Origin of the sequence: Gordonia hydrophobica NBRC 16057 (assembly GCF_001592365.1) — a bacterium.
GTDB lineage: Bacteria > Actinomycetota > Actinomycetes > Mycobacteriales > Mycobacteriaceae > Gordonia > Gordonia hydrophobica.
Window position 1 is genome coordinate 22,895 of the sequence record NZ_BCWU01000001.1, and the last position, 12,243, is coordinate 35,137.

General features: G+C 67.8%; 15 protein-coding genes. 7 read left to right on the plus strand and 8 right to left on the minus strand.

Annotation, left to right across the window (positions count from 1 at the left end; all coding sequences use genetic code 11):
• Positions 1-82: 82 nt before the first annotated feature.
• Genes rsgA through GH2_RS00110 form a run of 3 tightly spaced genes read right to left on the minus strand, consistent with a single transcriptional unit; the run spans position 83 to position 2,817 of the window.
• A complete protein-coding gene (rsgA, locus tag GH2_RS00100; RefSeq protein ID WP_066163159.1) occupies positions 83-1,135 on the minus strand; it encodes a ribosome small subunit-dependent GTPase A in 1,053 nt (350 codons plus the stop codon).
• Positions 1,132-2,412, minus strand: a complete 1,281-nt coding sequence (gene aroA / locus GH2_RS00105) for a 3-phosphoshikimate 1-carboxyvinyltransferase (RefSeq protein ID WP_066161560.1) — start codon at positions 2,410-2,412, stop codon at positions 1,132-1,134. Before aroA ends, rsgA begins: the two co-directional genes overlap by 4 nt.
• A 24-nt stretch (positions 2,413-2,436) precedes the next feature.
• Positions 2,437-2,817, minus strand: a complete 381-nt coding sequence (locus GH2_RS00110) for a VOC family protein (protein WP_066161562.1) — start codon at positions 2,815-2,817, stop codon at positions 2,437-2,439.
• Between the two features lie 39 nt (positions 2,818-2,856).
• Here GH2_RS00110 and GH2_RS00115 point away from each other — a divergent pair, with 39 nt between their 5' ends.
• Positions 2,857-3,318 carry an NUDIX hydrolase gene (locus tag GH2_RS00115; protein ID WP_066161563.1) on the plus strand — a complete coding sequence of 154 codons (462 nt, stop codon included), beginning with the start codon at positions 2,857-2,859 and terminating at the stop codon, positions 3,316-3,318.
• A 56-nt stretch (positions 3,319-3,374) separates the two neighbouring features.
• On the opposite strand, the gene GH2_RS00120 is transcribed toward GH2_RS00115, so the two are convergent.
• Positions 3,375-4,544 (minus strand): aminotransferase class I/II-fold pyridoxal phosphate-dependent enzyme, encoded by a 1,170-nt coding sequence (locus GH2_RS00120; protein ID WP_066161565.1) that lies wholly within the window; start codon positions 4,542-4,544, stop codon positions 3,375-3,377.
• A 437-nt stretch (positions 4,545-4,981) separates the two neighbouring features.
• On the opposite strand from GH2_RS00120, the gene GH2_RS00125 reads away from it, so the two are divergent.
• Positions 4,982-5,167, plus strand: coding sequence for a hypothetical protein (locus tag GH2_RS00125; RefSeq protein ID WP_066161568.1), 186 nt, complete (start codon positions 4,982-4,984; stop codon positions 5,165-5,167).
• Between the two features lie 40 nt (positions 5,168-5,207).
• On the opposite strand, the gene GH2_RS00130 is transcribed toward GH2_RS00125, so the two are convergent.
• Positions 5,208-6,137, minus strand: a complete 930-nt coding sequence (locus GH2_RS00130) for a quinone oxidoreductase family protein (RefSeq protein WP_066161569.1) — start codon at positions 6,135-6,137, stop codon at positions 5,208-5,210.
• A gap of 202 nt (positions 6,138-6,339) precedes the next feature.
• Here GH2_RS00130 and GH2_RS00135 point away from each other — a divergent pair, with 202 nt between their 5' ends.
• Positions 6,340-7,830, plus strand: a complete 1,491-nt coding sequence (locus tag GH2_RS00135; RefSeq protein WP_066161571.1) for a flavin-containing monooxygenase — start codon at positions 6,340-6,342, stop codon at positions 7,828-7,830.
• 42 nt (positions 7,831-7,872) lie between these two features.
• Here the strand turns inward: GH2_RS00135 and GH2_RS00140 are convergent, their stop codons facing one another.
• Both GH2_RS00140 and GH2_RS00145 read right to left on the minus strand, forming a co-directional pair.
• Complete coding sequence (locus GH2_RS00140) at positions 7,873-8,247, minus strand: DUF5313 family protein (RefSeq protein WP_066161573.1); 375 nt, start codon at positions 8,245-8,247, stop codon at positions 7,873-7,875.
• Positions 8,248-8,256: 9 nt separating this feature from the next.
• A complete protein-coding gene (locus GH2_RS00145; RefSeq protein WP_066163160.1) occupies positions 8,257-9,003 on the minus strand; it encodes an SOS response-associated peptidase in 747 nt (248 codons plus the stop codon).
• An 81-nt stretch (positions 9,004-9,084) separates the two neighbouring features.
• Here GH2_RS00145 and GH2_RS00150 point away from each other — a divergent pair, with 81 nt between their 5' ends.
• Together GH2_RS00150 and rsrA are read left to right on the plus strand one after the other, a co-directional pair.
• Positions 9,085-9,855 carry a sigma-70 family RNA polymerase sigma factor gene (locus GH2_RS00150; RefSeq protein ID WP_066163162.1) on the plus strand — a complete coding sequence of 257 codons (771 nt, stop codon included), beginning with the start codon at positions 9,085-9,087 and terminating at the stop codon, positions 9,853-9,855.
• Positions 9,852-10,148 (plus strand): mycothiol system anti-sigma-R factor, encoded by a 297-nt coding sequence (gene rsrA, locus GH2_RS00155; RefSeq protein WP_066161575.1) that lies wholly within the window; start codon positions 9,852-9,854, stop codon positions 10,146-10,148. Before GH2_RS00150 ends, rsrA begins: the two co-directional genes overlap by 4 nt.
• Positions 10,149-10,249: 101 nt before the next feature.
• Here rsrA and GH2_RS22250 read toward each other — a convergent pair whose 3' ends face one another.
• Positions 10,250-10,324: a 50S ribosomal protein bL37 gene (locus tag GH2_RS22250; RefSeq protein ID WP_372434446.1), complete on the minus strand. Its 75-nt coding sequence runs from the start codon at positions 10,322-10,324 to the stop codon at positions 10,250-10,252.
• Positions 10,325-10,448: 124 nt separating this feature from the next.
• Here GH2_RS22250 and GH2_RS00160 point away from each other — a divergent pair, with 124 nt between their 5' ends.
• Together GH2_RS00160 and GH2_RS00165 are read left to right on the plus strand one after the other, a co-directional pair.
• Positions 10,449-10,670, plus strand: coding sequence for a biotin/lipoyl-binding carrier protein (locus GH2_RS00160; RefSeq protein ID WP_066163165.1), 222 nt, complete (start codon positions 10,449-10,451; stop codon positions 10,668-10,670).
• A gap of 44 nt (positions 10,671-10,714) precedes the next feature.
• Positions 10,715-12,235, plus strand: coding sequence for a sensor histidine kinase (locus GH2_RS00165; RefSeq protein ID WP_066161577.1), 1,521 nt, complete (start codon positions 10,715-10,717; stop codon positions 12,233-12,235).
• Positions 12,236-12,243 lie beyond the last annotated feature (8 nt).

The window sequence follows — 12,243 nt, forward strand, 5'->3', positions numbered from 1 at the left end:
GGAACCGTCTGAGAGAGCAGTTCTCACACTGCCTGCTCGCTCCGCTCGCAGGCAGCACTCGACCAACGTGGGACGACCGTCATCAATCGAGCTGCGGCGACTCGTCGGGTGACGGCGACGAGCCGACCGAGACGAGCAGTTCCCGGACGGCCATCGCGCGGCGATGCGAGGCTCCGGTGAGCGCGTCCAGCGCGCACTCGGGATCGGCCGGCGGGCCGACGTGGGTACAGCCGCGAGGGCAGTCGTCGATCGCGTCGCGCAAGTCGTCGAAGGCGTCGATGATCTGATCCGGCGTCACGTGCGCCAGACCGAAAGAACGGATTCCCGGTGTATCGACCACCCACCCGCGCGGTGCGGATTCCGGGGTGCGTCCGGGGAGCGGCAGCGCCACCGACTGCGTCGACGTGTGTCTGCCCTTGCCGACGCCGGAGACGATGCCGGTAGCCCGATCTGCGTCGGGCACAAGACGATTCACCAGGGTCGACTTGCCGACCCCGCTGTGTCCGATCAGCGCGGTGAGGTGACCGTCCAGGATCGCCCACACCGCGTCGAGGTCGTCGTCGCGGCCCGCCGTCACCACCGGAAGATCCAGATCGGCGAAATTGGCGGCGAACTCGTCGGGAGCGGCGAGATCGGACTTCGTCAGGCACAGGACCGGGGTCAGTCCGCCCGCATATGCGGCGGCGAGAGCCCGTTCGACGAAGCCGGTGCGCGGCGGCGGATCGGCGAGCGCCGTCACGATCAGGAGGCGATCGGCGTTGGCGACGACGATGCGCTCGTACGGATCGTTGTCGTCGGCGGTGCGTCGCAGGACCGTGGTCCGATCCTCGACGCGCACGATTCGCGCGAGGGTGTCGGGCCGCCCGGAGAGGTCGCCGACCACGCCCACCCGGTCGCCGACGACGATCGGAGTGCGGCCCAACTCGCGTGCTCTCATGGTCACGAGGCGTCGGTCCGGATCGCCGTCGAGCACACAACCCCAGCGGCCGCGGTCCACCGACACGACCATGGCGGTCTCGGCGTCGGAGTGCGCAGGGCGCGTTTTGGTCCGCGGCCTGCTGCCCTTGCCCGGACGGATCCGCACGTCCGATTCGTCGTACGAACGGCGCGGGTTCCGTGCGGTGTTGCGACTCAAGACGCGATACCCGCCATCGCTTCCCACATCGACACGAAGTCGGGCATCGTCTTGGCGGTCGTCTCAATGTTCTCGATCGTCAGCCCCGGAATGCGGAGGCCCAGAATGGCGCCCGCGGTGGCCATCCGGTGGTCGGCGTACGTGCGCCAGCGGTCGGGGCGGAGTGCGGCACCGCTGTCCCCGACGATGATCAGACCGTCGTCGGTCTCGCGACAGTCGCCGCCGACACGGTTGATCTCGGTGCTCAGCGCCTGCAGGCGATCGGTCTCGTGGCCGCGCAGGTGGGCGATGCCGCGCAGCGTCGAGGTTCCCTCGGCCAGGGCGCAGAGCGCCGCGATGGTCGGGGTCAGCTCGCCGATGTCGTGCAGGTCCGCGTCGATCGCGGTCAGCGTCGCGGGCCCGCGGACGGTCAGGAGCCCGTCGGCCGCATGGTCGGTGGTCGCCCCCATCTGCTGGAAGACGTCGACGATCGCCGCGCCCGGCTGGGTGGTGGTGACCGGCCAGCGGGGGACGCTGACCCGGCCGGCGGTCGCGGGTGCGGCGGCGAGGAACGCCGCGGCGTTGGAGAGATCGGGTTCGATGCTCCAGTCGACGGCGCGAACCGGGCCGGGAGCAACCGTCCAGCGCGTGGCCGCCGGGTCGACGTCGACGGTGACGCCGACGGTCTGGAGCATGTCGATGGTCATGTCGATGTGCGGCATCGACGGAACCGGGGCGCCGCTGTGCGTGATCTCGACGCCGTCGGTGAATCGTGCGGCGGATAGGAGCAGGCCCGAGACGAACTGCGACGACGCCGACGCGTCGATCGTGACCGTGCCGCCGCGCACCGCGCCGGTGCCGTGGACGACGAACGGCAGCCCGGTCCCGTCGATGTCCGCGCCGAGCGCGCGGAGGGCGTCCAAGACGGTGTCGAGCGGGCGGCTGCGTGCCTGCTCGTCGCCGTCGAAGGCCACGTCGCCGGTCGCCAAGGCGGCGACGGCGGGCAGGAAGCGCATGACGGTGCCCGCCAGGCCGCAGTCCACAGCAGCTCCGTGGAGGGGATGCGGCGCCACGGTGACGGTCGTCGGGTCGGCGCCGTAGGTGATGTCGGCCCCGAGTGCGGCGAGGCCGTCGAGCATCAGATCGGTGTCGCGGGACCGGAGCGTGCCGGTGATGCGCGACGGGCCGTCGGCCAGTGCGGCGAGGATCAGCGCGCGGTTGGTGATGGACTTGGAGCCGGGAAGGTCGACGGTGGCGTCGACGGGAGTGGACGGACAGGGGGCGGCCCAATTGCTCATGCCGACAAGTCTCTCACGAAGCCATTACCGCACGTCACGGCGTAGGGGATGGTCGGCGGGCACTTCGACGACGATCAGTCGGCGACCGTCCGGGTCGGCGATCGTCATCTCGATCAGGCCCCACGGCTTGGTCTCCGGTTCAGCGATGATCGGCACGTTCGCGTCGCGGAGTTCGCGGTGGGCGGCGGCGATGTCGCGCACCTGCAGCCAGAGGGTGTCCGTGGGTCGGGCGACGGCGTCGTCGGACAGGTGGGCCGGGATCTCGATGAGGCCGGTGCCCGCGTGGAAGACGGTGCCGCCCGGATACTCGCGCGCGACGGCGAGCCCGAGGCGGTCGCGGTAGAACGCGGTCAGCGCGGCTGGGTCGGCTGAGATCAGCAGGGAACGGCTCGACAGGATCTCCATGGCCTCAACGGTATCGGGTTGTGCGTCTACCCTCGTCATATGGCGAAGGCGCAGACGAGTGCAGGCATTCTGCTGTATCGCCGTGCGGCGGCGGGACTCGAGGTCCTGCTGGTGCATCCCGGCGGTCCGTATTTCGCGCGCAAGGACGCCGGCGCCTGGTCGATCCCGAAGGGAATGGTGGATCCGGGCGAGGACGTGCTCGTCGCGGCACGACGTGAATTCGCCGAGGAGACCGGCCATCCGGCGCCGAACGGCGAGGCGATCGAACTCGGCGAGGTGCGGCTGCGCAGCGGCAAGCACGTTGTCGGCTTCGCGCTCGAAGGCGACCTCGACGTCGCGACGATCGTGAGCAACACGTTCGAGATCCCGTGGCCGCCGCGCTCGGGGAAGCGGCAGTCCTTTCCGGAAGTGGATCGCGGGCAGTGGTTCTCGCTCGCACAGGCGCGGGAGAAGCTCAACGAGGCGCAGGCGGCGTTCCTGGACCGGTTGCCGCCGGACTGAGACGGCCCGCCCACGTTCTCCGGCACGGCGTGCCGAAGTCCGCCGCGACCCGCTTGTCACAAACGGTTGAGGAACTCGCCCAGTCGGTCGATGGCGAGAGCGAGGTCGTCTTCGGACGCGGCGTAACTCAGACGGACGAACTGCTCGGCGCCTGCGTCCCCGAAGTCCTTGCCCGGGGTCAGGGCGACGTGGGCCTGCTGCAGGGCGGTCTCGCAGAACTCGGTCGAGGTGAGTCCGGTGGCCGCGACGTCGACGTAGACGTAGAAGGCGCCGTCCGGGGCGACGGGAACGTCGAGTCCGATGCGCGCCAACCCGTCGAGGACCAGCCGACGGCGTCGTCGGAGCTGCGCGCGCCGATCCTCGGCGACGGCGAGCGTCTCCGGCTCGAAGCACGTCAGCGCGGCGATCTGCGACGGCGTCGGAGGACAGATGTAGTAGTTCTGCGCGAGGCGTTCGGCGACGGGAACCATCGCGTCGGGCACGATCGCCCAGCCCAGACGCCACCCGGTCATTCCGAAATACTTCGAGAAGCTGTTGATGACGATGGCGCCGGGGTCGTCGGCGGCGATGCTGCGCGGCCGTCCGTCGGGTCCGTCGTCGGCCAGTCCGAGGTAGATCTCGTCGACGATCCGCCAGCCGCCGCGGTCGGCGACCGTCGCGCAGAGCGCGGTCAGTTCGTCGCAGGGCAGCGAGGTGCCGGTGGGATTCGACGGCGTCGCCACCATGACGCCGCGAGTGGCGTCCGACCACGCGTCCGCGACGGTGGCGGCATCGAGTTGAAAACGGGACTGCGGTGAGGTCGGGACCAGGCGCACTCGGCCGCCGAAGCTCTCGGCGAAGCGCCGGTTGCACGGATACGACGGGTCGGCGACCAGCACCTCGTCGCCCGGATCGATCAGCGCTGCACAGGAGAGGAGCAGAGCCGCCGACGCACCCGTGGTGACGACGACGCGCTCCGGCGCCACCTGCGCACCGAAGGCATCGGCCGTGAACGTCGCGATGGCGCTCCGGAGTTCATCGAGCCCGAGCGCACCCGTGTAGGCCAGTGATCGGCCGTCGCTGATGCGCTGAATCTCGCGGAGGAAGGCCGGTGGTGCCCCGAAGTCCGGCTCGCCGATGTTCAGCTTCACCACGTGCACGCCGGAGGCCTCGAGCGCTGCGGCGTGCTTGCCGAACTCCATGGCGTAGAACGGCGTGACCGCTTCGGCGCGGCGCGAGAACTTCATACCTGCACCCTAGATGGTGGATTTCAGGTGACCGGCGATAGTGGCGGTCGCGCAGTAGGTCTCACAAGAGCGGTGAACTAGTGTCCTGCGCCGGAAATTCGCTTGCGGTTGCTGTGGCCCGGTGAACGTGCGGCTGCGTTGTCGTGGTCGACATACCTACCGCTATGCCTCCCTCCTTCGCCTTGCCAGCCGCCCACGCGGATCCACAGCAACACGAAAGCAATTTCCGACGCAGGACACTTAGGTGCACCACTTCGCGTCGAGTCGCACCACTTCTCGTTCCCGCACTCGGTCGCGACCAAGTGCGGGAACCACAGGTGGTGCGACTCAACGGGAAATGGTGCGCTTGGTTTCACCAGTAGGGGAGCACCCTGAAGTTTCCCCGGTTTCCGGGTTCCAGGGGTGACTTCGCGTCGCAGAAGGGCCACGGTGGAGTCATGAGCACACAACTCGAACCCCACAAGTCCAGCGGCGCGTCCATTTGGAAGATCGTGCTGATCGTCATCGCCGTCCTGATCGCGTTGTCGATCATCGGTCCGTTGCTGAAGGCCTTCTTCTGGCTGGCGCTGATCGGTCTCGCCATCGTCGGCGCCGGTGCGCTGTTCTTCAGCAAGAAGTCTTAGCGTCCTACACCCGACACCCGACACCCGATCGCGGCGGCGGTTACTTCGGCTCGAAGACGAACTTGCCGCGCGGATGCGCGCCGCCGAGTTCGGCGAATGCCGTGCCTGCGTCGTCGAAGGAGAACGTGCGGGCCACCTCGACGCCGATCCGCCCGTCCGCGGCGTCGGCGAGCAACGGCTCCACGGCTTCGCGGCGGTGATGTCGGCTCTGCTCGCTGCTGCCGTCGACGATGACGATGCCGTCGTCGGCTCGACCCCACGCGGCGATGCTGACGATGCGATGCGGAGCCACCAGCTCGAGTGAGACGTCGATGGCCTCGTCGGTGCCGACGGTGTCGATGACGGCGGTGATGCGCTGATCGCCGCGCGCCTCGTCGATCGCTGCGGCCAGGCCGTCGCCGTGCGACACCGGAACGGCGCCGAGTTCGCGAAGGTGCTCGTGATTGCGGGGCGAGGCCGTGGCGATCACGGTGGCGCCCGCGGCAACCGCCTCGGTCACCACGATCGAGCCGACGGCGCCCGAGCCGCCGTGCACCAGCACCACGTCGTCGCCGTCGACGCGCAGAGTGGCGAGCGTGTCGACGGCGGTGACACCCGCCAGCAGCAGCGACGCGGCTTCGGCGAACCCGAGATCGGCGGGCTTGCGATGAACGCTCGCCGCGGGAGCCAGCACGTACTCGGCGAACGCGGCCGTCGCGGGGTAAACCACCACCTCGTCGCCGACGGCGAATCCGGAGGCGGCGCCTGCCGCGTGCACCACGCCGGCGGCTTCGGCGCCGGGGGAGAGCGGCAGTTTGTCGGAGCTGCGGCCCAGCGTGCCGCTGACCACCTTGACGTCGAACGGATTGAGCCCTGCCGCGCGCACCCGCACGACCACCTGCTCGCGACCCGGCTTCGGGATCTCGACCTCGACGATCTCCAGCACTTCGGTGGGGTCTCCGTATGCGGCAGCGATGATCTTCTTGGCCATGTGTTCTCGCACCAGTCCTCTGTGTCGACGCGTCAGGTTGATCTGTCCCCGCCCATCATGCCAACTTCCGCGCCGGACGCCGGGCGGAGCGATCAGTATCCCGGCCGTGCGGCGCAGGGAGGCGCAACCCTGTTCACCGGCCGTCCCGCAGGTTACTGTGAACTGAAGGTCACAGTAACTGCTGCGAGATGGAGATCGAGCGATGAACGATCGGCGGATAGATCACGAAGCACTGATCGTCGGCGCGGGCTTCGGCGGCATGGGAGCGGCCATCGAGTTCACCCGGCTGGGAATCGAGGACTTCCTGATCCTGGAGCGCGAGGACGACCTCGGGGGCACCTGGCACGTGAACCACTACCCGGGGTTGGCCGTCGACATCGCGTCGGTGACCTACTCCTACTCGTTCGAGCCCAACCCGTACTGGTCGCGGCTCTTCGCGCCCGGCGCCGAACTGAAGAAGTACGCCGCACACATCGCCGACAAGTACGACCTCCGGCGGCGGATGGAGTTCGGAGTGATCGTCGAACAGGCCGTCTGGGACGACGACGGCGAGTTCTGGACGGTCCGCACGCACGACGGACGGACGCACACTGCGCGCTACCTGGTGACGGCGACGGGCTTCCTGTCGCAGCCGCACACTCCCGACTTCCCCGGCATCGACAGCTTCGCCGGCGACATCATCCACACCACCGACTGGCGCGACGGCTACGACTTCGGCGGCCGTCGAGCAGCGGTCATTGGCACCGGGGCGACGGCCGTTCAACTCATTCCCGAGATCGCGCGGCGCGCACGCGCCCTGACGGTCTTCCAGCGCACGCCGATCTGGGTGGTGCCGAAGGTCGACTTCCCGATCCCCCGGCCGGTGCAGCACCTGTTCGCCAAGGTTCCGCTCGCGCAGAAGGCGGCGCGTGCCGTGAACACCTCGCTGCTGGAGATGCTGATGGTGTTCGGCGTCCTGCGCTACCAGCAGGCCAAGCCCGGGAACCAGGTCGCGGCACTGCTGGCGAAGACGCACCTGCGGCTGCAGGTCCGCGACCGCGAGACCCGTAAGGCGCTGACCCCGCACTACGACTTCGGGTGCAAGCGGCCGACCTTCTCCAACTCATACTTCCGGGTCTTCAACCAGCAGAACGTGGCACTCGAGACCGGGACGATCGACCACATCGAGCCCGACGGCATCGTCACCGCCGACGGCACCAAGATCCTCGCCGACACGTTGGTGCTGGCCACCGGCTTCAATCTGTGGGACGTCAACTTCCCGGCCTTCCAGATCGTCGGGCGCGACGGCCGCGACCTGGGGCAGTGGTGGCGCGACGGCCGATTCCAGGCGTACGAGGGAATCACCGTGCCGCGCTTCCCGAACTTCTTGACGCTGAACAGTCCGTATTCGTACAGCGGGCTGTCGTACTTCACCACCATCGAGGGCCAGATGAAGCACATCGGTCGTCTGTTCGGCGAGATGCGACGCCGCGGGACCCGTCGGTTCGAGGTCACCGAGCGCGCGAACGCCGACTTCCTGGATCGCGTGACCAAGAACCTGGCGTCGTCGGTGTTCTATGCGGGAGACTGCTCCGGATCACGCAGCTACTACTTCAACCAGCACGGTGAGGCGACGCTGCTGCGCCCCGAGTCGACGCTGACGAGCCTGCGCGAACAGGCGAGCTTCCCGCTCGACGACTACGAGTACGCGTAGCCGACGACAGCGCGGTGGCGACGACCACCCGGTGCGACGCGGCTACCGGCCGTGGCGCTGGTTGTACTCGTCGCGCACCGCGTCGGCACGCTGGACCTTGACCTTGGCCGCCAAGCTGGGATCAAGGCCGTTGTTGGTCAGCAGGTGTCGACGGTAGACGCTGCTCAACGCCACCTGGAAGTAGACGAAGGGGATCAGCAGCAGGACGATCATGCCGAACTTCATGTACGGCGTCCCGGGGATCAGCAAGAAGACGATGAACAGCGGGATCACTGGGATGAGGCCGCGAATGAAGTAGCGACGGACGTGTCCGGGGCCGGTGAGATCTTCTTTGACCCATTCGCGCATCGACTCGGGGAGGGGTCGCCCGAGCAGGTAGCCGACTTTCTGGAGCGGGCCAGGGCCTTCTGTGCTCATAAACATGGATTATCTCATGTTAATTGCGGGTTCGAGAAGTTCTGGACCGTTGTTTGCGACGCGATTCACTAACGGCGACACCTCGCGAATCTCGATGGCCTCGGCAAGCGCGAGATCCGGCGGCGCCAGCAGTGCCGGGTCGACGGCGTGGTCGGGATCAAGCCAGGCGTCCCAGTACTCGACCGGCATGATCAGCGGCATCCGATGGTGGACGTCCTGTAACGGCCCGACGGCGTCGGTGGTGATGATCGTGGTGCTCGACACCCACTGCGAGTCGTCGCCGGCGGCCCGGGCCTGCGCCGGTCGCCAGGCCGCCCACAGGCCGCCCATGAACAGGCGGGTCCCGTCGGCAGGAGACATGTAGAACGGAATCTTCGTCGGCTTGCCGTTGGCGCCGGGCGGGCCGGGCTTCCACTCGTACCAGCCGTCCATCGGAATCAGGGCTCGCTTGCCCGGCAGGGATCCGCGGAACGCGGGTTTGTCGGCGAGGGTCTCGGCGCGCGCGTTGAACAGGAGTGGTCCCTTGCCGAGTTCCTTGGTCCACGACGGCACCAGGCCCCACCGCATCGCGCGCACGCGGCGAACCGCGGCATCGTCGGGGGATCCGTGCTCGTGGCGCGTGACGACGGTCATCACCGTCGTCGTGGGGGCGACGTTGTACGACTCCCGGACGGTCTCGTCGGGGATCTCGTTGACGGCGTCGATCTCGGCGGCCAGTCTCGCCGGGTCGGTGGTCACCGCGTAGCGCCCGCACATGGACTCCATGCTGGCATGTTTGCGCCGCCGACACCTCATCGCTGAGGAACAAATGGTGTCAGAGCGTTGTTGACCGAGGCGATGATCGAAGATTCCACCGGGATCGGTACGCAAGGAGGTGCCTCGCACGTGCCCGCAACAGTTCTGGATCGCCGCACGACGATGACGGGTCGACCAGGAGACCCACGCTCGCCGCGAGGATCGCTAGACTTGATAGAGCACATTTCCAGCGAAGGGAAGTACGTGTCCTCCGAGAGTCCAGGCCCGACCGAGACGCCCGAGCAGCTCACCGAGCGCTTCGAGCGAGACGCGCTGCCGCTCCTCGACCAGATGTACGGCGCCGCGCTGCGCATGACGCGCAACCCGGCCGACGCCGAAGACCTGGTGCAGGAGACCTACATCAAGGCCTTCTCGGCCTTCGCGTCGTTCCGTGCGGGAACCAACCTCAAGGCGTGGTTGTACCGGATCCTGACGAACACCTACATCAACTCGTACCGAAAGAAGCAGCGGCAGCCCGCGCAGTACCCGACCGACGAGATCACCGACTGGCAGCTCGCGGCGACGGCAGAGCACTCGTCGACCGGTCTCAAGTCGGCCGAGATCGAAGCGCTCGAAGGCCTGCCGGACGATGAGATCAAGGACGCGTTGGGCAAGCTGCCTGAAGACTTCCGCATGGCGGTCTACTACGCCGACGTCGAAGGACTGCCGTACAAGGAGATCGCCGAAATCATGGACACCCCCATCGGCACCGTCATGTCGCGGCTGCACCGCGGCCGCCGTCAGCTCCGTGACCTCCTCGCGGACGTCGCCCGTGAGCGTGGCTTCGGACGCACCAGCGAGGTAGCGAAATGAGCCCCGCGCGCGACCGCGAATTCGAGAACCTGGACTGCTCAGCGGTCCTCGCCGACATCTATCTCCTGCTCGACAACGAGTGCGACGCCGGCGCACGCTCCCGCCTGGAGAGCCACGTCAACGGGTGCCCGTCGTGCCTGGAGCACTACGGCGTCCAGCAGCAGATCAAGGCGCTCATCGGCCGCAAGTGCGGCGGCGAGCACGCTCCTGAGGGACTGCGTGAGCGCCTGCGCGTCGAGATCCGCCGCTCAGTGACGATCCGACAGACCAGCTACCGCATCGAACCGCAATAGCCGGACGCCGCAGCAGCCGCAGACCATCGCAACGACCACGCGAAGCGGCCCGGATTCCCCTTGGGGAGTCCGGGCCGCTTCGTCTCGCTGAGTGCGAGGTGTCAGGCGTTAGGCCGCTTGCCGTGGTTGGCTGCGTTCTTCTTACGACTGCGCCTCTTACGTCCGCGCTTGCTCATGACGGGATCTCCTTCGATCGTGACGTATCACGTGCACCGATGATTATTTCACGAGCCTGCGCGTCGACGTTAATCACGTAGACGAGCGATGGCGCGCTGCGCGGGCTCGGCTACCATGTTTCTCATGGCGGAAGACGTGGTCAATGAAATCGTTGCGACAGTTCTGGAGGTCTCGGCAGAGGCCGGACAGCGCGTCGAGGTGGGCGACACCCTGGTGCTCCTCGAGTCGATGAAGATGGAGATTCCGGTGCTGGCCGAGGATCCGGGCGTGCTGGCCGAGATCAAGGTCAACGTCGGCGACGTCATCCAGGCCGGCGAGATCATCGCCACCTATAAGCAGGACTGAGTTTGCGCGGCGAGCAGCGCGGATAGAGAGGTGTAGCGCGGCGCATGGCAACGCTGACCGACCTGCTCGCAGAACACACCACACTGTCGGCGCCGGCCGCGGAACACCTCCAGCGGCTAGTCGCCGAATGGCAACTTCTCGCGGACCTCTCGTTCGCGGATTATCTTCTCGCCGTGCCCGGCACGTCCGGATCCATCGTTTACGTGGCGCAGGTGCGTCCCAACACCGCGTCGACCGTGTTCCCTCGCGACGAGGTCGGACACCGGGTGGACCAACCGGCGAGCATTCAGGGCGCCAACCCATTGATGTCAGCGGCCCTGGCGTCTGGAGCGATAGAACGGGAGGGCATCGCCAGTCGGTTCGGGCATCTGCTGATCGAACGGGTGGCGGTGCCGGTGTCGTTCGACGGCGAGGTGATCGCTGTGCTGGGCCGCGCAGGCGACGCTTCGGACTCCCGGCCGCCGTCGCCTCTGGAATCGGCGTATCGGGACGCCTCAGAGGCACTCTGCCGCATGGTGGTGGAGGGCAGTTTCCCGCTCGACGAGGCCAACACCCTCGGGCTCTCGACGCCGCGAGCGGGTGACGGCTTCATCCGCATCGCCGCGGGCGGCAACGTCACCTACGCCAGCCCCAATGCGCTGTCCGCGGTGCATCGGATGGGCTGGTCCACCGACCTCGGTGGCTCCCGCGTCGACGAGGTGCTGGCGGCGCTGCTCACCGACCCGTTCGAGTCGGCGGATGCGGGCGCGATGGTCGTCGCGGCTGCGGGCAGCCTCGGCGACGGCACTCTGCCGCCCGCCGACATGGCGCTGCGCATGGAACTCGACGCCCGTCGTGCGACGGTGCTGCTGCGCGCGGTGCCGCTGCGGTCTGCGGGCCAGTCGCGCGGCGCCATCTTGTTGATCCGCGACGTCACCGAAGTGCGTCGGCGCGACCTCGCGCTCATCAGCAAGGACGCGACGATCCGGGAGATCCACCATCGCGTCAAGAACAACCTCCAGAGCGTGTCAGCGCTGCTGCGACTGCAGGCCCGACGGTCGGGACAGCCGGAGACCGTCGCGGCGCTGAACGAGGCGGTCCGCCGAGTATCGTCGATCGCGCTGGTCCACGAGATGCTCTCGGGCAGCGTCGACGAAGAAGTGGACCTGGACGCGGTGATCGATCGCCTGGCGTCGTCCCTGGTGGACGTCTGGCTACCCGACGGCGGCACACGAGTCACGGTGCGCCGCGACAGCCGCCTGGGCGTGCTGCCCGCCGATCTGGCGATGCCGCTCGTGATGGTGCTGACCGAAGTGATCCAGAATTCAATCGAACACGGCTTCACCCCGGGGCAGGATGGCGCTGAGATCGTCATCGGCGCGCAGCGCGACGTCCGCGCATTGCGGGTCACCGTGACCGATAACGGCCAGGGGCTGCCCGACGGGTTCGATCTGCGGACCTCGAACCACCTCGGCCTCCAAATCGTCAACACGTTGGTGTCGAACGATCTCGGCGGCGTGATCGCGCTGGTCGGTGCGCCGAGCGGTGTCGGGACGCTCGCTCAGCTCGACATCCCGCTGCGCTGACATCCCAG

Coding starts and splice junctions, on each gene's coding strand:
- GH2_RS00135 (WP_066161571.1), top strand. CDS start 6,340: ATGAACGATCGGCGGATAGATCACGAAGCACTGATCGTCGGCGCGGGC.
- GH2_RS00145 (WP_066163160.1), bottom strand. CDS start 9,003: ATGTGCGGGCGCTACGCGGTGACCACCGACCCGGCGAGACTGGCCGCC.
- GH2_RS00165 (WP_066161577.1), top strand. CDS start 10,715: ATGGCAACGCTGACCGACCTGCTCGCAGAACACACCACACTGTCGGCG.
- GH2_RS00150 (WP_066163162.1), top strand. CDS start 9,085: ATGATCGAAGATTCCACCGGGATCGGTACGCAAGGAGGTGCCTCGCAC.
- GH2_RS00120 (WP_066161565.1), bottom strand. CDS start 4,544: ATGAAGTTCTCGCGCCGCGCCGAAGCGGTCACGCCGTTCTACGCCATG.
- GH2_RS00125 (WP_066161568.1), top strand. CDS start 4,982: ATGAGCACACAACTCGAACCCCACAAGTCCAGCGGCGCGTCCATTTGG.
- GH2_RS00160 (WP_066163165.1), top strand. CDS start 10,449: ATGGCGGAAGACGTGGTCAATGAAATCGTTGCGACAGTTCTGGAGGTC.
- rsrA (WP_066161575.1), top strand. CDS start 9,852: ATGAGCCCCGCGCGCGACCGCGAATTCGAGAACCTGGACTGCTCAGCG.
- GH2_RS00130 (WP_066161569.1), bottom strand. CDS start 6,137: ATGGCCAAGAAGATCATCGCTGCCGCATACGGAGACCCCACCGAAGTG.
- GH2_RS00115 (WP_066161563.1), top strand. CDS start 2,857: ATGGCGAAGGCGCAGACGAGTGCAGGCATTCTGCTGTATCGCCGTGCG.
- GH2_RS00110 (WP_066161562.1), bottom strand. CDS start 2,817: ATGGAGATCCTGTCGAGCCGTTCCCTGCTGATCTCAGCCGACCCAGCC.
- GH2_RS00140 (WP_066161573.1), bottom strand. CDS start 8,247: ATGAGCACAGAAGGCCCTGGCCCGCTCCAGAAAGTCGGCTACCTGCTC.
- aroA (WP_066161560.1), bottom strand. CDS start 2,412: ATGAGCAATTGGGCCGCCCCCTGTCCGTCCACTCCCGTCGACGCCACC.